The sequence below is a fragment of the Microtetraspora malaysiensis genome, assembly GCF_050947145.1.
GTDB classification, from domain to species: Bacteria; Actinomycetota; Actinomycetes; order Streptosporangiales; family Streptosporangiaceae; genus Microtetraspora_A; species Microtetraspora_A malaysiensis.
In genome coordinates this window covers 6,275,166-6,298,702 of record NZ_CP191998.1, presented here as the reverse complement: position 1 = coordinate 6,298,702, position 23,537 = coordinate 6,275,166, and the positions used below count along the sequence as shown (strand labels likewise).

Sequence of the window (23,537 nt, the reverse complement as noted above, 5' to 3'; positions counted from 1 at the left end):
CCCGGAATTCGGGCAGAGATGACCTTCTGCGATTTTGCCGCAGTATGGTCAAATCATTGTGCGGAAACTTGCTCGGGTGACAGTGGTCGCCAACGCGGCGGTGATCGCGGTGGGGCTGGTGGCGCTGATGCTGCTGCCCCCCGCAGGAGATGACGAGTCCGGGGAGAGGAGGATCCCGGCCAGGGCGGCCCCTGCGCCGGCGAGTGAACCCGACCCGCCTCCGCCGGTCGTCGCGACCGTGGAGTCCGCCCGCGCGGTTGGCGCGAACGAGCTCGGCCTGGTGCCGGTGATCATGTATCACCGGCTGCTGAAGAAGCGGATCGCGTCCATCGACCGGACGCCCGCCCAGCTCCGGGCCGAGCTGGTGAAGCTGGCCAAGGCGGGCTACGTGCCGGTCACGGCGGCGGAGTTCGCCAGCGGCAGGATCGACATCCCGGCCGGAGCGCACCCGGTCGTGCTCACCTTCGACGACGGGCACCCCTCGCACTTCGCGCTGGACGCCGACGGCCGACCCAAGCGCGACACCGCGGTCGGGGTCATCTACGAGGTCGCGGAGAAGTACCCGGACTTCCGTCCCGTCGCGACCTTCTGGGTGAACCGCGCGCCGTTCGGGCTGCCGGACCGGGCGCAGCAGGAGGCGGCGGTGAAGTGGCTGGTGGACCACGGTTTCGAAGTGGCCAACCATACCTATACGCATCCTGACCTGCGCCGGCTGTCCACCAAGGGGGCGGCCGAGCAGATCGTCAGGCAGGAGCGGCTGCTGAAGAAGCTGGGCGCCCCGCCGTCCACCACGATGGCCCTGCCGTACGGCTCCCGCCCGCGCAAGGCGAAGATCGCCCGCGAGGGGAAGTGGGACGGCACGCGTTACCGCTTCGACGGCGTCTTCCTCGCCGGGGCCGAGCCGTCGGTTCCGCCGTACGCGAAGAGCTTCGACAGCACCGCGATCTGGCGCATCCAGTCCAACGGCAAGCAGGGAGAATGCCGCCGCTGGTGCTCGGCCTACTGGCTGGGGTGGCTGAACGAACACCCCAAGGAGCGCTACACGTCGGATGGGGATCCTGAGCACATCTCCATACCGAAGAGGCTTCGAGGTAATATCATTTCAAAGGCGGCGAAAAAGGTCATCGCTTACTAGTGCTGCGGCCGGATTGACCTGGGACGCGTCGTCTCATATGCTGATCGCTGCGCTGTGGGTTCGCGTGCGCCTCGGACGGAGCGGGCTCACACTCGATCATCCATCGCCATGGTTGAACGGAAAAAAAGCCCACCGCGCCTTGGTCACAACGACATCTGTCCGGTTCGGAGCAATTCCACACATGACGAGCAGCACTGAGGCCACCTCGAGCACCCCGCAGGTAGCGGTCAACGACATCGGTTCCGAGGAGGCCTTCCTCGCCGCGATCGACGAGACCATCAAGTACTTCAACGACGGCGACATCGTTGAAGGCACCGTCGTCAAGGTCGATCGAGACGAGGTCTTGCTCGACATCGGCTACAAGACCGAGGGTGTCATCCCTTCGCGTGAGCTCTCGATCAAGCACGATGTCGATCCTGCCGACGTCGTCGAAGTCGGCGAGCACGTCGAGGCCCTTGTCCTCCAGAAGGAGGACAAGGAAGGCCGCCTCATCCTGTCCAAGAAGCGCGCGCAGTACGAGCGGGCCTGGGGCACGATCGAGAAGATCAAGGACGAGGACGGCATCGTCACCGGCACCGTCATCGAGGTCGTCAAGGGTGGTCTCATCCTCGACATCGGCCTCCGTGGCTTCCTGCCGGCGTCCCTGGTCGAGATGCGTCGCGTCCGCGACCTGCAGCCGTACGTCGGCCGCGAGCTCGAGGCCAAGATCATAGAGCTGGACAAGAACCGCAACAACGTGGTTCTTTCCCGCCGCGCGTGGCTGGAGCAGACCCAGTCGGAGGTCCGCCAGACCTTCCTCAACACCCTGCAGAAGGGTCAGGTCCGCAAGGGCGTCGTCTCCTCGATCGTCAACTTCGGTGCGTTCGTGGACCTCGGCGGCGTCGACGGACTGGTCCACGTCTCCGAGCTTTCCTGGAAGCACATCGACCACCCGTCCGAGGTTGTCGAGGTCGGCCAGGAGGTCACCGTCGAGGTTCTCGACGTCGACATGGAGCGCGAGCGCGTCTCCCTCTCGCTCAAGGCGACGCAGGAAGACCCGTGGCAGCAGTTCGCCCGCACCCACCAGATCGGCCAGGTCGTTCCGGGCCGCGTCACCAAGCTGGTGCCGTTCGGTGCGTTCGTCCGGGTCGAGGAGGGCATCGAGGGCCTGGTCCACATCTCCGAGCTGGCCGAGCGCCACGTGGAGATCCCGGAGCAGGTCGTTCAGGTCGGCGACGAGATCTTCGTCAAGATCATCGACATCGACCTGGACCGCCGCCGCATCTCCCTCTCGCTGAAGCAGGCGAACGAGGGCGCGCTGGGCGCCGACGTCGAGTTCGACCCCACGCTGTACGGCATGGCGGCGACCTACGACGACCAGGGCAACTACATCTACCCGGAGGGCTTCGACGCCGAGACCGGCGAGTGGCTCGAGGGCTTCGACAAGCAGCGCGAGGAGTGGGAGCGGCAGTACGCCGAGGCCCAGGCCCGCTTCGAGGCCCACAAGTCGCAGGTCGAGAAGGCCCGCGCGGAGGAGGCGGAGGCCAGCGAGGCCGCCCCGTCGACCTACTCCGGCGAGACCACCGGCGCGGCTCAGACCGGTGGCGCGCTCGCCTCGGACGAGGCGCTCGCCGCCCTGCGCGAGAAGCTGGCCGGAGGCCAGAGCTGATCGCTCAGGACGTGAGGTAAGCACACGGAAGGCCCCGCTTCGGCGGGGCCTTTTCGCGTCCGTGCCCCTCGCGTCCGCGCTTCGTGTCTGCATACCCGGCACCAGAGGACCGGTCGGTCCGCCTCAGCCTCCACCCCGATGCCGCCGGAGCGGGGCCGATAGGGTGCCCCCGTGATGGACATAGAGAGGGCGTCACCCGAGGACGCGGGCGAGATCCTCACCCTGCAGCGCGCGGCGTACGTGACCGAGGCTCAGATGTACGGCGACCCCTTCATCGCCCCTCTCGTCGAGTCGTACGAGCAGCTTCGCCGGGCGATCGAGACCGGCGTGGTGCTCAAGGCCGTCGAAGGCGCCCGCGTCGTCGGGTCGGTGCGCGGCAGGCTGCCGGACCCCCTTGGGCAGGAGGGTGTCCAGGCACGGACCGGACGGCGCGAGGCGCCCCTATCCGGCCCCACGTGCCTCGTGGCCCGCCTCGTCGTCGCCCCCGACCGGCAGGGCAGCGGCATCGGCACCGCGCTGCTGGAGGCGCTGCACGAGGCGGTCCCGGAGGCCGTCGCCTTCGACCTGTTCACCGGGCACCTTTCGGAGGGCAACCTGCGGCTGTACCGCCGCCTGGGATACCGCGAAACACGCCGGGAACGGGTGCAGGACCACCTCACGCTGATCCACATGCGGCGTGCGGCGTCGCCGTGCTGACCGTCCGGCGCCCGCGCGTCCGACGTGTGGCCCGGCGGTCGATATGGGGCGCCTGCCGGATATGGCGGGGTCCCGATAGGCTGCGGGCGTGATGAAGGTGGGTCTCACGGGCGGCATCGGGTCGGGTAAGAGCGAGGTCTCCCGGCGCCTCGCGGAGCACGGGGCGATCGTCATCGACGCCGACAAGGTCGCCCGCGAGGTGGTGGAGCCCGGCACCGAGGGGCTCAAGGAGATCGTCGAGGCGTTCGGCGAGGACGTGCTCCGCCCGGACGGCAGCCTCGATCGGGAGCGGCTCGGCGCCATCGTCTTCACCGACGCCGGCCAACTGGCCGTGCTGAACGGGATCGTCCATCCGAAGGTCGGCGCGCGGGTGCAGGAGCTCCAGGACGCCGCGCCGCGGGACGCGATCGTGGTGTACGACGTCCCGCTGCTCGCGGAGAACGGGCTCGCGCCGATGTACGACCTCGTCGTCGTCGTGGACGCGTCGGATGAGACCCGCCTGGAGCGGCTGACGCGGATGCGGGGCATGTCCGAGCCGGACGCGCGGGCGCGCATCGCCGCGCAGGCCACGCGGGAGGACCGCCTGAAGGTCGCCGACGTGGTGATCGCCAACGAGGGGCCGCTGGAGGACCTCGACGCCCGGGTCGCCGAGCTGTGGGAGGACCTGCGCGCCAGGGCCGCCTGACCCGCGGACCCCGGGGGCGCGGAACGGGCCCATGCCTGGGCTGCGCGCCGTCGACTCGGGGCGGGGCCGTCGTCGTGCGGGCGGTGGGGCGGGCCCGAGGCGAGAAATGTCGGTGGCCCGGCGTAGGTTATGCAGACGTGAGGCCCGTAACCGACCTGCAGCGTAAAGTGGCACCCTTCGAGGTGATCACCGAGATGACGCCGTCCGGCGACCAGCCCACCGCGATCGCGGAGCTGGAGCGCCGGGTTAAGGGGAAAGCCAAGGACAATGTCCTCCTCGGCGCCACCGGCACCGGCAAGACCGCGACCGTCGCCTGGCTGATCGAGCGCTTGCAGCGACCGACGCTCGTCATGCAGCCGAACAAGACGCTCGCCGCACAGTTCGCGAACGAGCTGCGCGAGATGCTGCCGAACAACGCTGTCGAATATTTCGTGTCGTACTACGACTACTACCAGCCCGAGGCGTACGTTCCGCAGAGCGACACCTACATCGAGAAGGACTCCTCGATCAACGAGGAGGTCGAGCGGCTGCGCCACTCCGCGACCAACTCGCTGCTGACCCGCCGCGACACGGTCGTGGTGGCGTCGGTGTCCTGCATCTACGGCCTCGGCACCCCGCAGGAGTACGTCGATCGCATGGTCCGGCTCAAGGTCGGCCAGGAGGTCGAGCGCGACCAGCTCCTCCGCAGGCTCGTCGACATGCAGTACGCGCGCAACGACCTGTCCTTCACCAGAGGCACCTTCCGGGTGCGCGGCGACACGATCGAGATCATCCCGCAGTACGAGGAGCTCGCCGTCCGGATCGAGATGTTCGGCGACGAGATCGAGAAGCTCGCCACGCTGCACCCGCTGACCGGCGAGGTCATCACCGAGGACGAGGAGCTGTACATCTTCCCGGCCTCGCACTACGTCGCCGGGCCGGAGCGGATGGAGCGGGCGATCCGCGACATCGAGGCGGAGCTGACCGAGTCACTCAGCCGGATGGAGCAGCAGGGCAAGCTGCTGGAGGCGCAGCGGCTGCGCATGCGCACCACGTACGACATCGAGATGATGCGCCAGATCGGCACCTGCTCCGGCATCGAGAACTACTCCCGCCACATCGACGGCCGGGAGCAGGGCAGCGCGCCGAACACGCTGCTCGACTACTTCCCCGAGGACTTCCTGCTCGTCCTGGACGAGTCGCACCAGACCGTGCCGCAGATCGGCGCGATGTACGAGGGGGACGCCTCGCGCAAGCGCACGCTGGTCGAGCACGGGTTCCGGCTGCCGTCGGCGATGGACAACCGTCCGCTCAAGTGGGAGGAGTTCCTGGAGCGGATCGACCAGACGGTCTACCTGTCGGCCACGCCGGGGCCGTACGAGCTGGGCCGGTGCAAGGGTGACGTGGTCGAGCAGGTCATCCGCCCGACCGGGCTGGTCGACCCGGAGGTCGTCGTCAAGCCGACCAAGGGGCAGATCGACGATCTGATGCACGAGATCCGGGTGCGCACCGAGAAGGATGAGCGCGTCCTGGTCACCACGCTGACGAAGAAGATGGCCGAGGACCTCACCGACTATCTCCTGGAGAACGGCATCCGCGTGCGCTACCTGCACAGCGAGGTGGACACCCTCCGGCGGATCGAGCTGCTGCGCGAGCTGCGCATGGGCGAGTTCGACGTGCTGGTCGGCATCAACCTGCTCCGTGAGGGCCTCGACCTGCCCGAGGTGTCGCTGGTGGCCATCCTGGACGCCGACAAGGAGGGCTTCCTGCGCTCGGAGACCTCGCTGATCCAGACGATCGGCCGCGCCGCGCGGAACGTCTCCGGCCAGGTCCACATGTACGCCGACAAGGTCACGCCCAGCATGGAGCGGGCCATCGAGGAGACCAACCGGCGGCGGGCCAAGCAGATGGCCTACAACGAGGCGAACGGGATCGACCCCCAGCCGCTGCGCAAGAAGATCGCCGACATCCTGGACAGCCTGGCCAGGGAGGACGCGGACACCGCCCAGCTGCTCGGCGGCGGAGGGCGCCAGCAGTCGCGCGGCAAGGCTCCGGTGCCCGGGCTCGCGTCGCGTCCGGCGGGGCAGCACGCCAAGGCGATCGCCGGGGAGATGCCCCGGGCCCAGTTGGAGTCCCTGGTCGAGTCGCTCACCGAGCAGATGCACACGGCCGCGGCCGACCTGCAGTTCGAGGTGGCCGCGCGGCTGCGTGACGAGATCAAGGAGCTCAAGCGCGAGCTCCGTGACATGCGCGAGGCCGGGGTGAAGTAACCGCTCCGGCACGCCGCCCCGCCGGGCGGCCGACCACGGCTCCCGGCGGGTGCCCCACCGAGATGGGCTGCGAGTGTGCGACACGCCGTGGACGGCCGTCCACGGCCTTGCCAGGGGCGACCGGCCGCCCGCGACCGGTCACGGCGTTGCCCTGGGGGCGACCGGGGCGAGCGCTGAGAGCGGGACGGTACCCGTACCGCGACGGGGTGCGGCTGGTTCGGTGTGGGGCGGTCTCAGGTGGGCTGCGCCGCACGGGCGGCCCGGCGGGAGGCGCGATGGCGGCGCACCCGGCGGACCAGGCGCCAGCCGACGAAGGCGAGCACCGCGACCGCAACGATGACCAGCACCGGCAGGAAGATCGCGATGAGGCTCATGCCCAGCGCGCCCGCGTCCTCGACCGTGCTGATCACCGGCGCGCCCACGCCGGCCGTGGTGACGTTCACCACCGGGCGGGCACTCGCCTTGATCGCGTGGACGACGAGGGCGACGGCGATGCCGAGGACCCACCCGACGGCGGGATGCTCCGCCATCCAGGCCGAGTTGTCCAGCTCGGCGGCGGCCGCCGTGGCACTGAAGACCACTCCGCCGGACGCGGGTCGTACGGCGGTCTGGATGATGTCGTTGACGTGATCGACGACCGGCACCTTGTCGAGCACGATCTCCGCGACCAGGAGGACGGCGACGATCAGCAGGACCCAGCCGTTGGAGAGCCACTCGTAACCCTGCGGCAGCCGTACGGCGTCGGTGAAGTGGGCGGCCAGCCCGACGACGAGCAGCGGGATATAGGCATTCAGCCCCGCGGCGGTAGACAGGCCGAGCCCGGTGAGTGCGGCGAACATCACCCCTCCAACGAACGTGTCCGCGTGCCGGTGCCTGGTGCGGCGCGGAAATCCGGCAGGGGTCCATCATCCCCGGTCCGCGCACAACCCGGCGCGGCCGCCGGCAGGAGGCCGGCGGCCGTAGCGGTTGGCGGGCGCCTCATCCGCTCGTGGCGCGATGCGAAGCGGGCCTCACCTGCTTGTGGCGGGACGCAAAGGGGGAAGGTCGAAGTCGTCGTTCCGCATCCGCAGCAGCGCGTACGAGGCCCCGGCGAAGCCGGCCGCGGCGACCAGCAGGCCGACGCCCTGGGCCACGTGGCCGGGGAGGAACGGGTGGGTGAAGCCGCCCACCGCCAGGGCGAATCCTGTCCAGGCCGGGGCGACGCGGCTGCGCCACAGCGCGAGGCCCAGCAGGAGCAGGCCGATGACGATGCCCACGATGAACAGCAGGCCTGCCACCATCTGCACCGGATCGTTCTCCAGCACATCGTCGGAGAGCTTGGTCATGGCGCCCACGTCGAGTCCCGACCGGACGGTGTAATACGCGAGCGGGCCGCCACCGGTGATCAGCGCGATCCCGGAGAAGGAGCCCAGCAGCGAGATGAACGCACCGAACGAGGTGAGCCTCGGGGCGCCGCGACGGGCCGCCCAGATGACCGCGAACGTGGCGGCCGGGAGTCCGACGACGAAGACGGCCCCGGCCAACCTGAGGACGTCCAGGAGCTGCTGATCGGCCGCGTAGGCCGTCACCGTCTCGGCGAAGGAGGCTCCTCCGTCGATCGGGTTGAGCAGGTAGTACACGGCCTGCGCGAGCATGGGCAGTGGCGCGATCACCGCGAGAAGGACGCGCCAGAAGCCGCGCACATCGTGCGGCCGCGCGGTGGGCGACGTGCGGTCGCTCGTCGTCGCCGGGTCGGGCCGGGTGCCGGGGTGCATGGTGTCCTCCGAGGGGTGTCGTTCGTCCTGCGGTTCCCTGCGCTTCGGAGCTTGGCGGGCGCTCGCCCCCGCCGTCGTGGGCGCCGGCCCCCGGATCGGTCCCAGATGCTCCCGGACGAGATGGGAGTACACACCCATGGTCATCGGGGCGGGCGGCCCCGATGATTGGCGCATGGCGGTGAAACGAGCCGGACCTGTCGCGGCGGTCGCGGTCACGGGTCTCCTGGACACCGCGAGCTGGGGGGCGTGGTTCGCGGGCGGTCTCAGCGTGGCCGACGCGGCGGGGGCGTACCTGCTGACCAACACCGCCATGTCGGTGACGTTCACCGCCTTCGGCGCGCTGGTGCTGGCCCACCGGCCGCGGCATCGGATCGGGCTGCTCTTCGTGGCCTACGGCGCCTGCTACACCGTGAGCGTGGCCTGCCTGGGCCTGCTGTCGGGAGTCTTCGCGCTGTCGCCCGGATGGGAGCGGGCCGTCGACCTCGTCGGCATCACCGTGTGGATCCCGGCGCCGGTGGTCTGCCTGCCCCTGATCCTGCAGCTCTTCCCCGACGGTCGCCCGCTGTCCCCCCGGTGGCGCCCGCTGGCGGCGGTGACGCTCGCGCTGACCCTGCTCGCCCCGGCGGTGACGTTGCGGCCGGGCGGCGACGCGGGCGACCCGACGGCCGATCACAGCCCGCTGCTGCCCGCGGCCGTGGGGCGGGTGGCGGCGGCCCTGGTGCCCGTGTTCGTCGCCGCCGCGGCTCTGGTGCTGCTGGGCAGCCTCGTCGCGCTCGGGCTGCGCGCCCGGCGGTCGGGCGGCGCGGAGCGGCTGCAGGTGATGTGGCTGCTGTGGGCGGTGGTGCTGTTCGTGGTGCTGAACCTGCAGCGCATCGTCACCACCGACGGCCCGGTCCTGTTCCTGCTCACCCTGCCGCTCGTCCCGGCGGCGGCCACGGTGGCGATCGTGCGCCACCAGCTCTACGACATCCGGCTGATCGTCAACCGCTCCCTGGTGTACGGCCTGCTCACCGTGGGCGTGGTGGGGGCGTACCTCGGCATCGTCGCGGGCCTGGCCCCGCTGGCCCGAGAGTGGCTGTCGGCCAGCCCGCTGGTGGCGACCGGCGTGATCGCGGTGACGTTCGCGCCGGCGAGGTCCGCCCTGCAGTCCTTCGTGGACCGGCTCATGTACGGGCGGCGGCGCGACCCGGCCGAGGCGGCCGCGCGGGTGGGGGCGCGCCTGGCGACGGGGCTGGACGGCGTACTCAACGCGGTCTGCGAGGCGCTGCGGCTGCCCTACGCCGCCGTCAGGTCGGACGGTCGCCTGATCGCGGCGTGCGGCAGCCCCACGCCGGCCTGGCACGTGGTGGCCCTCGAGGTGGCCGAAGGAGAGAAGGCCGACCTGCTCGTCGGCCTCCGGGCGGGCGAGGCACGGTTGTCCACCGTCGACCGGCGCGCTCTCGACCTGCTGGCCGCGCCGGTCGGCCTCGCTCTTCAGGCCGTACGCCTGTCGGAACGCCTGCGCGAGTCCCGCAGGCACATCGTGGCGGCCAGGGAGGAGGAGCGGCGGCGGCTGCGCCGGGACCTGCACGACGGCCTGGGCAGCGCGCTGGCCGCGGTCACCCTGAAGGCCGACGCCGCGCACAACCTGTTGCGGAGCGATCCGGAGCACTGCGGACGGCTGCTGCTCGACCTGCGCGACGACCTCGCCGACGCGATCGCGGACATCCGGAGGCTGGTCTACGACCTGCGCCCGCCCGATCTGGACGAGTTGGGGCTCGCCGGAGCGCTGCGGCAGCGCGCCCAGCAGTCCTGGCGTCGCGACCAGGCCGGGTTCGTGGTCACCGTGGACATCCCCGACGACCTGCCGTCGCTGCCCGCCGCCGTCGAGGTCGCCGCGTACCGGATCGCCACCGAGGCGGTCACGAACGCCCTGCGCCACAGCCGGGCGAACACCTGCGAAGTCTCGCTGCGCGCCGACGGCGCGCTGCACCTGGAGATCCGCGACAACGGCGCCGACGCCTCCGGCGCGTGGTCCCACGGCGTGGGCCTGCGCTCGATGCGCGAGCGCGCCGCGGAGCTGGGCGGCACGCTCACCGCCGGACCGACCAACCAGGGGGGACTCGTCCACGCCCTGCTGCCATTGGAGGGCGTATGACCGTGGACGGCACGATCCGCATCGTCGTTGTGGACGATCACCCGCTGATGCGTGAGGGGCTGCGCGCCCTGGTCGCCTCCCTGCCCGACATCGACGTGGTCGGCGAGGCCGGAGACGGTGCGTCCGCCCGGCGTGAAGCCCTGCTCGCCGCCCCCGACGTCGTGGTCATGGACCTGCACATGCCCGGGACCAACGGGGTGGAGGCGACCAGGGCGATCCTGCGGAGCGCGCCCGCGACCCGGATCCTGGTGCTGACCATGTTCGAGGACGACGAGTCGGTCTTCGGGGCAATGCGGGCCGGCGCCTCCGGATACCTGGTCAAGGGGGCGCGGCAGGAGGAGATCGTCCGCGCGATCCGCTCCGTCGCCGCGGGGCAGGCTGTCTTCGGCCCGAGCGTCGCGCGCCGGATCATCGACTTCTTCGCCGGCGCGCCGCGGCCGGCACCGGCCGCCGAGCCCTTCCCCGAGCTGACCGCGCGCGAGCGCGAGGTCCTCGACCTGATCGCCGCGGGCCATTCGAACTCCGCGATCGCGCGGCACCTCGTCATCAGCGTCAAGACCGTCAGCAACCACATCTCGGCGATCTTCGCCAAGCTACGGGTCGCCGACCGGGCCGAGGCCATCGTCCGTGCCCGCCAGGCCGGACTCGGTACGCGATCACGCCAAGGAGATTCCTGACCGGGCGGGTAGCGGAAGCGGGTACCGCGTGGGCGCCGCCCGGGGGCGACCCGTAATTTCCGGCGGTCGCGAATGCGCACGCCGCACGTATTGCGCTCACGGGATCGGGTTGCAATGCTCTCCGACAGGATAGGCGCAGAAGGCTGGAATCGGATCGATGGCGGATATCGGTGGGCGGGAACGTCCCGCGCCCGGCGCGCCATTGGAATTACGGCTGAGTCGCATCGCCATTTTGATCCTGGTGATTTCCATCTTCTCGCGATCCATGCTCGTGCTGGTCTCCCAGGGGCCGCCGGCGCGGCGGATCATCGGCCTCGCGCTCTGCGTGGCCGTCATCACGCTGTACGTCCTGGCCACCACCATGGTGCCGCCCAGGTGGGCGCACCGCTGGGCGGTCGGCGCCATGGCCGTGCTCGCCTACTGCCCGCTGCCGTTCCTCGGTGCGTGGTGGACGACCGTGGTGCCCTTCCTGGCCTCGATGGCCCTGGGGTTGCTCCGCCGGCCGTACTCCTTCGTGGTGTTCGCCGTGGTGGTCGTTGCGGAGTTCCCTGTGGCGCTGCTCCTGGGCGACGCTCCGCCCGCCGCCCTCTACACGGCTCTCCTGGTCGTGGTGGTCGCGTTGCCCCTCTACGGGCTCACGCGTTTCGCGGAGACGGCGCGGACGCTGTACGAGACCAGGGCGGAACTGGTCGCGGCCGAGGTGGACGGCCAGCGCGCCAGGATCGCCGGCGAACTCCAGGCGCTGCTGGGGGAGCGGCTGGGCGACATCGGCACCCGTGGTGCCCGGGCGCTGGCCCAGGTGGACGGCGATCCCGAGCGGCTGCGCGAGGAACTCTCCGGCATGTTGACCCTGGCCCGTGCCGTGCAGCGGGAGATGCGGGAGTTCGCGCATCGGGAGCAAATGTCGGAATCGGGAACGGATGATTATCCGAAATGATGAATATCACGACATATGAGTGTTAGTTGCTTCTGGTGGTAATTGTCGGATAGCGCGAATCTGGTCACGCAAGGGCAGCGGGGCGGCGGAGCCTGACGACTTGATCATTGTCACCTCGCGCGGGTCGGCGCTCACCGCGTGGACCGTGGGATCCGGCGGCTCCTGACGGCGAAGCCGCAGGCGGTGCCGCGCGAACCCGGAGGTGAGGATGGGCGAGACGGTGATCGAGGTCGCCGGCCTGCGGAAGCGCTACGGCGGCTTCACCGCCGTCGACGGGATCTCGTTCGAGGTGATGAGGGGCGAGGTGTTCGCGCTGCTCGGCACGAACGGCGCGGGCAAGACGACCACGATCGAGATACTCGAGGGGTACCTCAAGCCATCCGGCGGGACCGCCACGGTTCTCGGCCACGACCCGTCCGACCGCCGGGCGCTGCGCGCCAGGACCGGCCTGGTCCTGCAGGAGTCCGGTCTGTTCGGAGAGCTGTCGGCGGCGGAGACGGTGGACGCCTGGCGCCGGTTCACCTCCGGTGCGCGGAGCACTGACGAGCCGCTCGACATGGTGGGGCTCACCGATCGGTCGCGTACCAGGGTCAAAGACATGTCCGGCGGCGAGAAGCGCAAGCTGGACATCGCTCGCCGTCCTGGGCCGTCCGGAGTTGCTGTTCCTCGACGAACCGACTTCGGGCCTCGACGCCGAGGCCCGCCACCGGGTACGCGACCTCGTCGCCGACCTTGCCGCGGGCGGGACCAGCGTGCTGCTGACCACGCACTATCTGGAGGAGGCGCAGGACCTCGCCGCCAGGGTGGCGATCATGGACAAGGGCCGGATCGTGGCCTACGGCACGATGGCCGAGGTGCTCGGCCGAGGCACGGGGCGGGTCGCCTTCGAGTTGCCCGAGGGCGTGCGGCCGGACGGCCTGTCCCTCGGCCTGGAGGCCACCCTGACGAGCCAGGGACGGCGCTGCGTGGTCGTCACGCCCGACCCGGAGGCCGTGGCGCACACCGTGCTCGCCTGGGCCCATGCGCACGGCGTCAAGATCACCGGCCTGGACGTCCGCCAGGCCACCCTGGAAGAGGTCTTCCTCGACATCGCCGATCCGGCCCGACGGGAGGCACGGCAGTGAAGGCGTACACGCTCTCCCAGTTCCTGCTCCGCCAGAAGATCTTCTGGCGGACCCCGGCCTCCGTCGTCGTCGCGTTCGGCCTGCCGCTGCTGTTCGGGGGGTTGATGCCGCTCATCATGCCGGACGGCGAGGTGGGCGGCGCGACGATGAGTGTCTACATGGTCACCGGAGTCATCGTGATGGTGGTGGCGATGACCGGGTTCCTGAATCTGGTGGAGGCGCTCGTCGGCAGGCGGCAGGCGCTGATACTCAAGCGGCTGCGTGGCACTGAGCTGCCCGACCTGGCCATCTTCGGCGGGGAGATCCTCACGGTGATCGCGGTCGGCCTCCTTCAGCTGGTGCTGCTCATCGCCATGGCGAAGCTGCTGCACGGCATCGACCTGCCGGCCGATCCCGCCCTGCTCGTGGTCACCCTGATCGCCGGGCTGGCGGTGTTCGCCGCGCTGGCCGTCGCCGCGAGCGGCCGCGTCCCCGGACAAGGGACGACCGTAATGGTGAGCATGCCGGTACTGCTCCTCACGATCGGCTTCTCCGGGTTCGCGTACCCGGTCTCGGAGTTCCCCGGCTGGCTGCGCGCGGTCGCCGCCGTCCTGCCGATCACGCCGATCGCGCAGGGGGTACGCACCGCCTACGTCGGCCGGGACTTCGTGCACCAGACAGGCTCGGCCGTCCCACCCGAGGTCGGCGTGCTGGAGGGATTCCAGGTCATGGGGTCCGGCTGGCTGGTGCTGGCCGCGTGGCTGGTCGCCGCGCTGTGGGCCGGGAAGAGGTGGTTCAGGTGGGAGCCCCGGCGCGGCTAACCGCGGCCGGCCCCCTCGGCGCGGGCGGTTGATCGAGAAGGCGGGCTTTGTCACGATTGGGGATACGTCGTGGCCTACCCGGACGTCCGGAGACTTCTGTGGCAGAGGAACAACGGCCCGCCTCCGCGAACGATGCGCAGATCAGGCGGCTGACGGGGGTGGTGATCGCGGTCACCGCGGTCCTGTGGAGCACCGTGCCCGTCACCTACCTGCTCGCCGGCGGGGGGCTGCCCGCCTTGGCCGCCGGCGCGATCCTGTCCGGTCTGCTGGTGCTCTACGGCCGGGCCGTCCATCGCCACGTCGCGGGGGTGCCCCAGGGGCGGGCGCGGGTGTGGGCTCTCTGTGCGATCGTGGCCGTCGTCTACGGCCTCTGGCCGGTCTTCACGGAGATGTGGATCTACATGCCGAGCATCGCCGGGGCCGCGGCGATGCTGATGCTGCCGGTCCGCGGCGCCGCCGCCATGCTCGTGGGAGTGACGTTGGCGCAGGTCATCGGATTGGCGCTGCTGGGAAAGGGGCCGGCCGAGGTGCTCTTCGGCACGGTCAACGTGCTCGCCACGGCTGTCGTCCAGTTCGGGGTCGTCCACTACGCCCGGTTTGTACGGGAACTGCGTGAACTGCGGAACTCGCTCGCCGAGGCGGCGCTCTGCCAGGACCGCCTTCGCGTGGCGCGGGAGCTGCACGACCTGCTCGGGCAGACTCTGACCTCGATCACGCTGAGGTTGGAGCTGGCGCTCGCGCTGGTGGACGTGGATCGGAGCCGGGTCCGCCCGGAGCTCGAGGCGATGATGGAGATCACCCGCGACGCGCAGACCGAGGTGAAGGGCGTGGTGGACACGCGGTCGAACCTCGACCTCGGGGCGGAGCTGTCCGCGGCGGTCGCCCTGCTGAACCTCACCGGCGACATAGAGGTGGCCGGCGAGGCCGCGCGAGGCGACCGGGTGGTGTCCCAGGCGCTCGCGACGCGGCCGGACGTCGCGGTCATCGACATCGAGATGCCGGGCCTCGACGGCATCGGCGCCACCATGCGACTCAGGAGCGCTCTGCCCGAGTGCCGGGTGCTGATCCTCACCAGCATGGCGCAGACCGGCCACCTCAGGCGCGCCCTCGACGCGGGGGCGTCCGGGTTCATGCTCAAGGACGCGCCCACGGAACGGCTGGCCGAGAGCATCCGCAGGGTCGCGGCGGGGGAGCAGGCCATCGACTCCGGGTTGGCGGCCGCGGCCGTGAGCAGCCGGGTCAGTCCGCTCACCGAGCGCGAGGCGGCCGTGCTGTCCGCCGTCGCCTCGGGCGCGTCCACCGCCGAGATCGCCGGACAGCTCTGCCTGTCGGCCGCGACCGTGCGCAACTACATCTCCACCGTGATCACCAAGACCGGCGCACGCAACCGGACCGACGCGGTGCGGATCGCCGCCGAGTCCGGCTGGATCTGACGGACGTGGGCCGGTACGTCGATGACGAACCGCAGGCCGCGGGCGGTCAGGAGTCGGTGACGGCGCGGAGCCGTTCGACCGCGTCGGCGTACCCCTCGATCATCTCGTAGACCACCTGGCGGGCCGGTTTGACCTGGTTCATCTGGCCGACGACCTGTCCGACGAAGTAGTTCGCCAGCTCGCGCGCTCCCGGAACCCCCGCTTCGGCGGCGCGTCCCACCCGGGCCATCGCCTCCTCGGCGAGGAGCAGTTGGAGCGGCATGCCGAGGGGCCCGGGGCTGTCCGGGGCGCCGTCCCATTCCTCCGTCCAGGCGGACCTGAGCTGCCGGGCGGGCTTGCCGGTGCGCGAGCGCGACCTGACGGTGTCACCCGATGTCGCGGCGAGCATCTTGCGCTTCACCGCCGGGGGCGTCTCGGCCTCGTCCGTGGTGAGCCACACGGAGCCGCACCACACGCCCTCCGCGCCGAGGGCGAGCGCCGCGGCGACCTGGCGGCCGTCGGCGATGCCGCCGGCGGCGAGGACGGGGACCGGAGCGACGGCGTCCACGACCTGGGGGACCAGGACCATCGTGGAGACCTCGCCGGTGTGCCCGCCCGCCTCGGCGCCCTGGGCGACGATGATGTCCGCGCCCGCCGCCACCTGCCGGGCCGCGTGCTCGACCGTGCCGACCAGCGCGGCGACCGGGACTCCGGCCGCCCGTGCCCGCTCGACCATCTCCGGTGGCGGCGGCCCGAGGGCGCTGGCGATCAGCCCGATGGGGTGCTTGAGCGCGACGTCGATGAGCCTGGTCGCGCCTTCGTGGGTGACCCTCCGGCCCACGTCGTCCGCGTCCCCGGGGCTGCCGGCCCCGGCGGCGCCGATCTCGCCGGGACCGCTGTGGGCGCCGACGCCGTACTTGCGGAACAGGTGGTCCACGAAGTCGCGGTGCGCCTCCGGGATGAGGTCGGGCAGGCGCGCGCCTGGTGCGGCGGCCGCGGCGTCGATCTTCCCGGGGACCAGCACGTCCACGCCGTACGGCCGGCCGCCGACCTGGGCGTCGATCCAGGTCAGCTCCTCGTCCAGCCGGTCGGCCGAGTAGGCGACGGCGCCGAGGACGCCGAACCCGCCCGCGTTGGTCACCGCGGCCACGACGTCGCGGCAGTGGCTGAAGGCGAACAGCGGGAACTCCACGCCGAAGCGCTCGGTGAGCCTGGTGCGCATGCCGCGAACCTACGCCCAGAACGATGTTCGGTCCAGAGTCGGCGGTTGTGGAGGGCGGGCGGATCGTCGCCGGAACCAAGCGTTCATCCATTCGTCCACGTGCGCATCCGTGATCAGATCCTGTCGTTCGCCCAGCCACGTTGGACTCCCGACTTGGTCATTTCGGTCGGAAGCCCCCATATGTCTGGTCCTTCGGCCGTTCATCGAGTCACAAGGATGTGCAATGAACAACCGCCGAGCACGGCTTACCCTCGCCGTCGCGGCCATGGCGGCCGCCACGGCACCGCTGTCGATGACCACGGTCGCCGCCGCGGACGCCCCCTCCATCTCGGCCGAGAAGGTCGCGCCCACCGCGCAGTGGACGACGCGTACCGTCGCGCCGGGGGTGGAGGTCCGTACCGGCGTCATCACCGATCCCACCGCCGCGCCCAGCTGGGCCGTCACGGTGCAGGCGCCCGTCACGGCCCGGTTCACCGGCGCTCAGGCATGGGCCGCGGTCGGCACGGAGACGTGGGCCGCGCAGACCTCCGACAAACTGCGCGCCGCAGGGTTCGAGCCGAACCTGACGAGGATCGACTGGCCGGGCTACACCGACACGCCGCACGGCCTGATGGGCGTACGCGTCCGGGTCGGCACCTACCCGACCCAGGGTGAGGCGGCGAGCGCGGCGGCGAAGGTCACCGCCGCCGGTTTCCGCGCCGCGGTCGAGTGGACCGGCTACGACGCGGACCAGCCGGCCGACCGGGAGAACATCCACGTCGCGATCATCGACCCGCGTGCCTTCGACGGCTCGGTCACCGCCACCCACGACGGCAACGTCGCCCAGCGGGAGACGACCTCCTCGGTGGCCGCCAAGCTCGGGTCGCTGGTGGGGGTCAACGGGGGCTTCTTCGTCACCTCCGACGCGGACGGGGCGCAGGGCATCCAGGCGGGCATCAGCGCCCACGACGGGAGGCTGGCGTCGATGGCGGTGGGGTCGCGCGCCGCGCTGATCCTCACCGGCGGCGGACGGCACAGCCGGATCGCCGACCTGACCACCACCGTCACCGCCCGGGCCGGCGGCTCCACCTACGCCGTCCGGGGCATCAACCGCACCCCCGGACTCGTACGTGACTGCGGCCAGGACGGCGGAAGCCCCACCGCCGAGCCGCGCCAGGACGTCACCTGCGCCATGGCCGACGACCTGGTCGAGTTCACCTCCGAGTACGGCCGCAGCCTGCCGGCCGGTCCCGGCAGGCAGGTGACGCTGGACGCCAAGGACCGTGTGGTGGCGGTAGGCGACCGGGGCGGCGTCGTCGCCCCTGGACAGACCGTGCTCCAGGGCATCGGCCAGGCGGCCGACTGGCTCGGCGGCCACGCCGTGACGGGCGGGAAGATCTCCGTGAAGGAGGTCGTCCGCGACACCCACGGCCGGCAGACCAAGCTCGGCGCGGGCGACACCATCGTCAGCGGCGCCCCGACCCTGGTGGAGAACGGCGAGATCAGCATCGACGCCGCCGCCGAGGGCATCGTCGACCCGGCCGACCTGTCCTTCGGGTACGCCTGGTCGAACACCCGCCAGCCTCGCACGATGGCGGGCCTCGACCGGCAGGGCCGCCTGCTGCTGGTCACCGTGGACGGCCGGCTCAGCGGCGGCAGCGAGGGCTTCACCATCGCCGAGGCGGCGGCCTTCATGAAGTCCCTGGGCGCGGAGCAGGCGCTGAACCTGGACGGCGGCGGCTCCACCGCGATGGCGGTGAACGGCGAGCTGGTCAACCGTCCCTCCGACGCGGCCGGTGAGCGTGCCGTCGGCGACACGATCCAGGTCCTGCCGCGTACGCGCTGACCTCGGCGAGGCCGATCTCGAGCAAGAGGACGAGCCGCGGTGGACGTCCGGGCCGCTCGACGGTCCGGACGACCTGCCGTCACCGCCGGAAAGGCCGATCGGACCCCGGACGCCGGCGAGCCCGGGAAGGGCGGCTCAGGGCCGTCGTACGGGCGTCCTGGGGCCGGTCACTCGTTCGAGGCCAGGAGGTGCACCGACGGTTCGTCCCGCGCCGCCTCCGGGCCGCCGCCGGGGCGCGGGGAGTGCCAGCCCTCATCCGGCGTGTACGTCCGGACGAGCTTCGCGGGAACCCCGGCCACGACGGAGTGGTCGGGGAACTCGCCGCGTACCACGGCGCCTCCGGCGACCACCGACTGACGGCCGAGCCGGGTGCCGGGCAGGATGATCGCTCCCGTGCCGAGCCAGGAGCCAGAGCCGATGGAGACGGGGTTGTTGCGCGGCCACTGCCGCCCGATCGGCGTCTCGGGGTCGTCGTAGACGTGGTTCTGGTCGGTGATGTACACGTACGGCCCGGTGAAGACGTCGTCGCCGATGTCGATCGACTGGTGGCCGACGATATGGCTGCCCCTGCCGATCGAGCAGCCGCGGCCGATCCTGACGATGGAGCCGGGGCCGAGGTCGACGCCCGGTCCCATGCCCGCCGAGATCGACACGCGTTCCCCGACGAGCGTGTGGTCGCCGATCTCGATCCACGCCTCGCCGAAGATCGCGCCGACGGGGAAGGACAGGCACGCTCCATCACCGAGGCGGCGGAACCGATAATCCGCGGGAGAGAGCGGGCTGACGGCCCCCGCCGCCTTCGCGTATGCCCAGCCGCGGTGGAGCAAACGGCCCACGGCGCGCTTCACGATCGACATAACGGGACAAGTTACTCCTCGGTCGAAGTGCGGGCTATGGCGGGTTCGTGCACGTAGTGGACAAGGTTTGTTATTCTGAGAGCCCGTGGGCATGACGGCCGTCCATCTGGACGGCTGGGGATCACAACGACCACGGGAGCCACTTTGCGCAGCGCCGCACACACCAAGCATCTGTTCGTCACCGGCGGCGTCGCCTCCAGTCTTGGCAAAGGGCTCACCGCCTCGAGCCTCGGACGCCTGCTGAAACTCCGGGGCCTGCGGGTCACCATGCAGAAGCTCGACCCCTACCTCAACGTTGACCCGGGCACGATGAACCCGTTCCAGCACGGTGAGGTGTTCGTCACAGACGACGGAGCCGAGACCGACCTCGACGTCGGCCACTACGAGCGCTTCCTCGACACCGAGCTGCACGGCTCGGCCAACGTCACCACCGGCCAGGTCTACTCGAACGTGATCGCCAAGGAGCGGCGCGGCGAATACCTCGGCGACACCGTCCAGGTCATCCCGCACATCACGAACGAGATCAAGGACCGCATCCGCGGCATGGCCGGCCCGGACGTCGACGTCGTCATCACCGAGGTCGGCGGCACGGTCGGGGACATCGAGTCGCTCCCCTTCCTCGAGGCCGTCCGGCAGGTCCGCCACGAGGTGGGCCGCGACAACGTCTTCTTCCTCCACGTCTCGCTGCTGCCGTACATCGGCCCGAGCGGCGAGCTGAAGACCAAGCCGACCCAGCACTCCGTGGCCGCGCTGCGCAGCATCGGCATCCAGCCCGACGCGATCGTCTGCCGCTCCGACCGGCCGATCACGACGAGCCTCAAGCGCAAGATCAGCCTGATGTGCGACGTGGACGAGGACGCCGTCGTCTCCGCCGTGGACGCCGCCTCGATCTACGACATCCCCAAGGTGCTGCACGCCGAGGGGCTCGACGCGTACGTCGTGCGCCGGCTCGGCCTGCCGTTCCGCGACGTGGACTGGACGCAGTGGGACCAGCTCCTGCGCCGGGTGCACCGCCCGGCCAAGGAGGTGACGATCGCCCTGGTCGGCAAGTACATCGACCTGCCCGACGCCTACCTCTCGGTCACCGAGGCGCTGCGGGCCGGCGGCTTCGCCAATGACGCGCGGGTCAACATCCGCTGGGTCAAGAGCGACGACTGCGAGTCCCCGGAGGGGGCGGCGCGCGAGCTCGACGGCGTCGACGGCCTGCTGATCCCGGGCGGGTTCGGGGTGCGCGGCATCGAGGGCAAGGTCGGCGCGATCCGGCACGCCCGCGAGAACGCCGTCCCGCTGCTCGGCATCTGCCTCGGCATGCAGTGCATGGTGATCGAGGCGGCGCGCAACCTGGCCGGCGTCGAAGGCGCGGGCAGCACCGAGTTCGACCCGGAGGCCGCCGCCCCGGTGATCTCCACCATGGCCGACCAGGAGGACGTCGTCTCCGGCGAGCGCGACATGGGCGGCACGATGCGGCTCGGCCTCTACCCGGCCAAGCTGGCCGAGGGCTCGCTCGCCCGCCAGCTCTACGGCAAGGCCAAGGTGGAGGAGCGGCACCGCCACCGCTACGAGGTGAACAACTCCTTCCGCGAGCGCCTGGAGAAGGTCGGCATGGTGTTCTCCGGCCTCTCGCCGGACGGCCGCCTCGTCGAGTACGCCGAGCTCGCCAACGACCAGCACCCGTTCTTCATCGGTACCCAGGCCCACCCCGAGTTCCGGTCGCGGCCCACCCGTCCGCACCCGCTGTTCAAGGGGCTGGTCGGCGCCGCGCTCGCGTACGCCGACGCACGCGGGACCACGGTGAAGGCGGGCCGGAGCAAGTGAAGATCGAGGATGTCCCGGAGTCGTGGGAGGTCACGGACTCCAAGGAGCGCTTCGCCGCTCGGGTGATCTCCGTACGGACCGACACGGTCCGCATGCCGGGTGACGAGACGGCCGATCGTGACTACGTCGTGCACCCGGGCTCGGTGGCGGTGCTCGCCGTCGACGAGGACGACCGGGTGCTGATGATCCGCCAGTACCGCCACCCGGTGCGGCGCCTGCTCTGGGAGCTGCCCGCCGGGATCAGGGACGTGCCGGGTGAGCCGCTGGTGGAGTGCGCCGCCCGCGAGCTGGCCGAGGAGGCGGGCTACCGGGCGCGCACCTGGCACACGCTGGTCGACATCTACACCTCGCCCGGCATGTGCGACGAGCGCATCCGGATCTTCCTCGCCCGCGACCTGTCGCCGATCCCCGCGGAGGAGAACGACTACGTCCACCGGCACGAGGAGATCGGCATGCCGGTGGAGTGGGTTCCCCTGGGGGAGGCGGTGGAGAAGGCGATGACGGGAATGATCCACAATTCCCCCGCCATCGCCGGTATCCTCGCCGCGTACGCCGCCTCCGCCGACGGGTTCAAGGGGCTCCGCCCCGCCGACGCGCCGGAGGCCTGAGTCCGTAGGGGGACGTCCTGAGCGAGACGGAGGCCGTGCTGTCCAGCTACCTCGCCCATCTGGCGGTGGAGCGGGGCCTGGCCGCCAACACGCTTGCCTCCTATCGGCGTGACCTGCGGCGTTACGTGGACCATCTCCGGTCGCGTGGGCTCGACACGTTCGCCGACGTGGGCGAGTCCGACGTCGTCGCCTTCCTTGCAGCGCTGCGGGAGGGCGACGACGAGCACCCCGCGCTGGTCGCCAGCTCGGCCGCGCGGGCCGTGTCCGCCGTGCGCGGCCTGCACCGCTTCGCGCTGCGTGAGGGGGTGGCCGGCCACGACCCGGCGCACGAGGTCCGCCCGCCGCGCCAGCTCCGCAGGCTGCCCAAGGCGATCACGGTCGCCGAGGTGGAGCGGCTCATCGCCGCCTCCGGCCCCGAGGAATCGCCGCTCGCCCTCCGCAACCGCGCCCTCCTGGAGGTGCTGTACGGCACCGGCGCGCGCATCTCCGAGGCGGTCGGCCTCGCCGTGGACGACGTGTCGCCCGGCGCCGAGGCGGAGGACCAGGTCCGGCTGCGCGGCAAAGGGGGACGCACCCGGATCGTCCCTCTCGGGCGGTTCGCCCGCCAGGCGCTCGACGCGTACATCGTCAGGGCGCGGCCTCAGATCGCCGCGCACGGCCGGGGGACCTCGGGCCTGTTCCTGAACGCCCGGGGCGGCCGGTTGACCCGCCAGGGAGCCTGGGAGGTCCTGCAACAGGCCGCCGAGCGCGCCGGTCTTTCCGGCGTTTCACCGCATATGTTGCGACATTCGTTCGCAACCCATCTCCTTGACGGAGGGGCTGACGTTAGGGTGGTGCAGGAGTTGCTCGGGCACGCCTCGGTGACCACCACCCAGGTGTACACCTTGGTCACGGTCGACAAGCTCCGCGAGGTCTACGCGGCCGCCCACCCGCGCGCCCTGCGCTGAAATGCGGCCGAATATCGCGTCCAAGGGCGCGGCGCCTTGCCGCATACGTGCCAAGCCTTTAAATTCGGTCGAGTTCGTGACCGTCAGGGAGGTTCATCAAGGTGACTGCGACCACCGATGCGACGTGGACCGCGGGACCCCCCGGCCGTGAGATCGGACCCACCGGCCGGGTGCGCCCGGTCTTCCCCACGCCCAGTCCGCCGGAGACCCACGGCCCGGCGCGCATCGTCGCGATGGTGAACCAGAAGGGCGGCGTCGGCAAGACCACCACCACGATCAACCTGGGCGCCGCGCTCGCCGAGGTCGGACAGCGGGTCCTCCTCGTCGACTTCGACCCGCAGGGCGCTCTGTCGGTCGGCCTCGGCATCGACCCGCGACCGCTCGAGGCGACGGTCTACGACCTCCTCATGGAGGAGCCCGACGTCACCACCGAGGACGTCCTGCTCAACACCACGGTCGAGGGCATGGACCTGCTGCCGAGCAACATCTTCCTGTCCGGCGCGGAGATCAGGCTCGTCAACGAGGTCGCCAGGGAGTACGCCCTGCAGCGGTCGCTCGAGCCGCTGCTGCCGCACTACGACATCTGCCTGATCGACTGCCAGCCGTCGCTCGGCCTGCTCACCGTCAACGCGCTGACCTGCGCGCACAGCGTGATGATCCCGCTGGAGTGCGAGTTCTTCGCGCTGCGCGGCGTCGCCCTGCTGATGGAGTCCATCGGCAAGGTCCAGGAGCGGCTCAACAAGAACCTGGAGATCGACGGCCTGCTCGCCACCATGTACGACCCGCGCACGCTGCACGCCCGGGAAGTGCTCCAGACGATCATGCAGGGCTTCGGTGACAAGGTCTTCCACACCGTCATCAACCGCACCGTCCGCTTCCCCGACGCGACCCTGGCGGGCGAGCCGATCACCCAGTTCGACCCCGGCTCCATGGGCGCCACCGCGTACCGGGAGCTGGCGCGCGAGCTGCTCGCGCGCTGGCCCGCCCGCGTCTGACCCCGTCCCGAAAC

At 70.9% G+C, this 23,537-nt stretch carries 21 protein-coding genes and 1 pseudogene; 17 read left to right on the top strand and 5 right to left on the bottom strand.

Annotated elements, in window-relative coordinates:
• Positions 1–76: 76 nt before the first annotated feature.
• The 5 genes from ACQP1V_RS29725 to uvrB all read left to right on the top strand — a co-directional run bounded on the left by ACQP1V_RS29725 (position 77) and on the right by uvrB (position 6,413).
• Complete coding sequence (locus tag ACQP1V_RS29725) at positions 77–1,135, top strand: polysaccharide deacetylase family protein (RefSeq protein WP_433413342.1); 1,059 nt, start codon at positions 77–79, stop codon at positions 1,133–1,135.
• Between the two features lie 181 nt (positions 1,136–1,316).
• Positions 1,317–2,783, top strand: coding sequence for a 30S ribosomal protein S1 (gene rpsA / locus ACQP1V_RS29720; protein ID WP_067128647.1), 1,467 nt, complete (start codon positions 1,317–1,319; stop codon positions 2,781–2,783).
• 174 nt (positions 2,784–2,957) lie between these two features.
• On the top strand, positions 2,958–3,479 hold the full coding sequence (locus tag ACQP1V_RS29715; RefSeq protein WP_433413341.1) for a GNAT family N-acetyltransferase: 522 nt from the start codon (positions 2,958–2,960) through the stop codon (positions 3,477–3,479).
• Positions 3,480–3,567: 88 nt separating this feature from the next.
• A complete protein-coding gene (gene coaE / locus ACQP1V_RS29710; protein WP_067128653.1) occupies positions 3,568–4,164 on the top strand; it encodes a dephospho-CoA kinase in 597 nt (198 codons plus the stop codon).
• 137 nt (positions 4,165–4,301) lie between these two features.
• Positions 4,302–6,413, top strand: coding sequence for an excinuclease ABC subunit UvrB (gene uvrB / locus ACQP1V_RS29705; protein WP_433413340.1), 2,112 nt, complete (start codon positions 4,302–4,304; stop codon positions 6,411–6,413).
• A gap of 233 nt (positions 6,414–6,646) precedes the next feature.
• Here the strand turns inward: uvrB and ACQP1V_RS29700 are convergent, their stop codons facing one another.
• Together ACQP1V_RS29700 and ACQP1V_RS29695 are read right to left on the bottom strand one after the other, a co-directional pair.
• The gene (locus ACQP1V_RS29700) at positions 6,647–7,252 is read right to left on the bottom strand and encodes a DUF4126 domain-containing protein (RefSeq protein WP_433413339.1); all 606 of its coding nucleotides are present in this window, start codon (positions 7,250–7,252) and stop codon (positions 6,647–6,649) included.
• 171 nt (positions 7,253–7,423) lie between these two features.
• Complete coding sequence (locus ACQP1V_RS29695; RefSeq protein ID WP_433413338.1) at positions 7,424–8,341, bottom strand: hypothetical protein; 918 nt, start codon at positions 8,339–8,341, stop codon at positions 7,424–7,426.
• Between ACQP1V_RS29695 and ACQP1V_RS29690 the strand changes: the two genes are divergently transcribed.
• Both ACQP1V_RS29690 and ACQP1V_RS29685 read left to right on the top strand, forming a co-directional pair.
• Positions 8,340–10,304 (top strand): histidine kinase, encoded by a 1,965-nt coding sequence (locus tag ACQP1V_RS29690; RefSeq protein WP_433413337.1) that lies wholly within the window; start codon positions 8,340–8,342, stop codon positions 10,302–10,304. The two genes, ACQP1V_RS29695 and ACQP1V_RS29690, sit on opposite strands and share 2 nt — an antisense overlap.
• The gene (locus ACQP1V_RS29685; protein WP_433413336.1) at positions 10,301–10,981 is read left to right on the top strand and encodes a response regulator; all 681 of its coding nucleotides are present in this window, start codon (positions 10,301–10,303) and stop codon (positions 10,979–10,981) included. Before ACQP1V_RS29690 ends, ACQP1V_RS29685 begins: the two co-directional genes overlap by 4 nt.
• Positions 10,982–11,077: 96 nt before the next feature.
• Here the strand turns inward: ACQP1V_RS29685 and ACQP1V_RS29680 are convergent, their stop codons facing one another.
• Positions 11,078–11,248: a hypothetical protein gene (locus ACQP1V_RS29680; protein WP_433413334.1), complete on the bottom strand. Its 171-nt coding sequence runs from the start codon at positions 11,246–11,248 to the stop codon at positions 11,078–11,080.
• Here ACQP1V_RS29680 and ACQP1V_RS29675 point away from each other — a divergent pair.
• The 5 genes and pseudogenes from ACQP1V_RS29675 (at position 11,247) to ACQP1V_RS29655 (ending at position 15,275) form a co-directional block, all read left to right on the top strand.
• Positions 11,247–11,918: a hypothetical protein gene (locus ACQP1V_RS29675; RefSeq protein WP_387408890.1), complete on the top strand. Its 672-nt coding sequence runs from the start codon at positions 11,247–11,249 to the stop codon at positions 11,916–11,918. The two genes, ACQP1V_RS29680 and ACQP1V_RS29675, sit on opposite strands and share 2 nt — an antisense overlap.
• 304 nt (positions 11,919–12,222) lie before the next feature.
• Positions 12,223–12,495 (top strand): annotated as a pseudogene (locus ACQP1V_RS29670) (ATP-binding cassette domain-containing protein); the annotation flags it as partial.
• A 79-nt stretch (positions 12,496–12,574) separates the two neighbouring features.
• The gene (locus tag ACQP1V_RS29665; protein WP_433425997.1) at positions 12,575–13,042 is read left to right on the top strand and encodes a hypothetical protein; all 468 of its coding nucleotides are present in this window, start codon (positions 12,575–12,577) and stop codon (positions 13,040–13,042) included.
• Positions 13,039–13,842, top strand: coding sequence for an ABC transporter permease (locus ACQP1V_RS29660; protein ID WP_433425995.1), 804 nt, complete (start codon positions 13,039–13,041; stop codon positions 13,840–13,842). Before ACQP1V_RS29665 ends, ACQP1V_RS29660 begins: the two co-directional genes overlap by 4 nt.
• A 98-nt stretch (positions 13,843–13,940) precedes the next feature.
• Positions 13,941–15,275, top strand: coding sequence for a response regulator (locus ACQP1V_RS29655; RefSeq protein WP_433413333.1), 1,335 nt, complete (start codon positions 13,941–13,943; stop codon positions 15,273–15,275).
• 46 nt (positions 15,276–15,321) lie between these two features.
• Here the strand turns inward: ACQP1V_RS29655 and ACQP1V_RS29650 are convergent, their stop codons facing one another.
• Positions 15,322–16,476 (bottom strand): NAD(P)H-dependent flavin oxidoreductase, encoded by a 1,155-nt coding sequence (locus ACQP1V_RS29650; protein WP_433413332.1) that lies wholly within the window; start codon positions 16,474–16,476, stop codon positions 15,322–15,324.
• A 223-nt stretch (positions 16,477–16,699) separates the two neighbouring features.
• Here ACQP1V_RS29650 and ACQP1V_RS29645 point away from each other — a divergent pair, with 223 nt between their 5' ends.
• Complete coding sequence (locus ACQP1V_RS29645) at positions 16,700–18,301, top strand: phosphodiester glycosidase family protein (protein WP_433413331.1); 1,602 nt, start codon at positions 16,700–16,702, stop codon at positions 18,299–18,301.
• A 167-nt stretch (positions 18,302–18,468) separates the two neighbouring features.
• Here ACQP1V_RS29645 and ACQP1V_RS29640 read toward each other — a convergent pair whose 3' ends face one another.
• Positions 18,469–19,158, bottom strand: a complete 690-nt coding sequence (locus ACQP1V_RS29640; RefSeq protein WP_433413330.1) for an acyltransferase — start codon at positions 19,156–19,158, stop codon at positions 18,469–18,471.
• Between the two features lie 144 nt (positions 19,159–19,302).
• Here ACQP1V_RS29640 and ACQP1V_RS29635 point away from each other — a divergent pair, with 144 nt between their 5' ends.
• The 4 genes from ACQP1V_RS29635 to ACQP1V_RS29620 all read left to right on the top strand — a co-directional run bounded on the left by ACQP1V_RS29635 (position 19,303) and on the right by ACQP1V_RS29620 (position 23,523).
• Positions 19,303–20,973: a CTP synthase gene (locus ACQP1V_RS29635; RefSeq protein ID WP_067128694.1), complete on the top strand. Its 1,671-nt coding sequence runs from the start codon at positions 19,303–19,305 to the stop codon at positions 20,971–20,973.
• Positions 20,970–21,581, top strand: a complete 612-nt coding sequence (locus tag ACQP1V_RS29630) for an NUDIX domain-containing protein (protein WP_387408911.1) — start codon at positions 20,970–20,972, stop codon at positions 21,579–21,581. Before ACQP1V_RS29635 ends, ACQP1V_RS29630 begins: the two co-directional genes overlap by 4 nt.
• A 17-nt stretch (positions 21,582–21,598) precedes the next feature.
• Positions 21,599–22,528: a site-specific tyrosine recombinase XerD gene (gene xerD, locus ACQP1V_RS29625; RefSeq protein WP_433425993.1), complete on the top strand. Its 930-nt coding sequence runs from the start codon at positions 21,599–21,601 to the stop codon at positions 22,526–22,528.
• A gap of 152 nt (positions 22,529–22,680) precedes the next feature.
• Positions 22,681–23,523, top strand: coding sequence for a ParA family protein (locus ACQP1V_RS29620; protein ID WP_433425991.1), 843 nt, complete (start codon positions 22,681–22,683; stop codon positions 23,521–23,523).
• The last annotated feature ends 14 nt before the right edge of the window (positions 23,524–23,537 follow it).

Bases quoted from the DNA above. Each gene is read 5' to 3' on its own strand.
- rpsA (WP_067128647.1), top strand. From the start codon at position 1,317: ATGACGAGCAGCACTGAGGCCACCTCGAGCACCCCGCAGGTAGCGGTC.
- ACQP1V_RS29715 (WP_433413341.1), top strand. From the start codon at position 2,958: ATGGACATAGAGAGGGCGTCACCCGAGGACGCGGGCGAGATCCTCACC.
- ACQP1V_RS29700 (WP_433413339.1), bottom strand. From the start codon at position 7,252: ATGTTCGCCGCACTCACCGGGCTCGGCCTGTCTACCGCCGCGGGGCTG.
- ACQP1V_RS29690 (WP_433413337.1), top strand. From the start codon at position 8,340: ATGGCGGTGAAACGAGCCGGACCTGTCGCGGCGGTCGCGGTCACGGGT.
- ACQP1V_RS29695 (WP_433413338.1), bottom strand. From the start codon at position 8,341: ATGCGCCAATCATCGGGGCCGCCCGCCCCGATGACCATGGGTGTGTAC.
- ACQP1V_RS29685 (WP_433413336.1), top strand. From the start codon at position 10,301: ATGACCGTGGACGGCACGATCCGCATCGTCGTTGTGGACGATCACCCG.
- ACQP1V_RS29675 (WP_387408890.1), top strand. From the start codon at position 11,247: ATGCTCGTGCTGGTCTCCCAGGGGCCGCCGGCGCGGCGGATCATCGGC.
- ACQP1V_RS29680 (WP_433413334.1), bottom strand. From the start codon at position 11,248: ATGGATCGCGAGAAGATGGAAATCACCAGGATCAAAATGGCGATGCGA.
- ACQP1V_RS29650 (WP_433413332.1), bottom strand. From the start codon at position 16,476: ATGCGCACCAGGCTCACCGAGCGCTTCGGCGTGGAGTTCCCGCTGTTC.
- ACQP1V_RS29645 (WP_433413331.1), top strand. From the start codon at position 16,700: ATGAACAACCGCCGAGCACGGCTTACCCTCGCCGTCGCGGCCATGGCG.
- ACQP1V_RS29640 (WP_433413330.1), bottom strand. From the start codon at position 19,158: ATGTCGATCGTGAAGCGCGCCGTGGGCCGTTTGCTCCACCGCGGCTGG.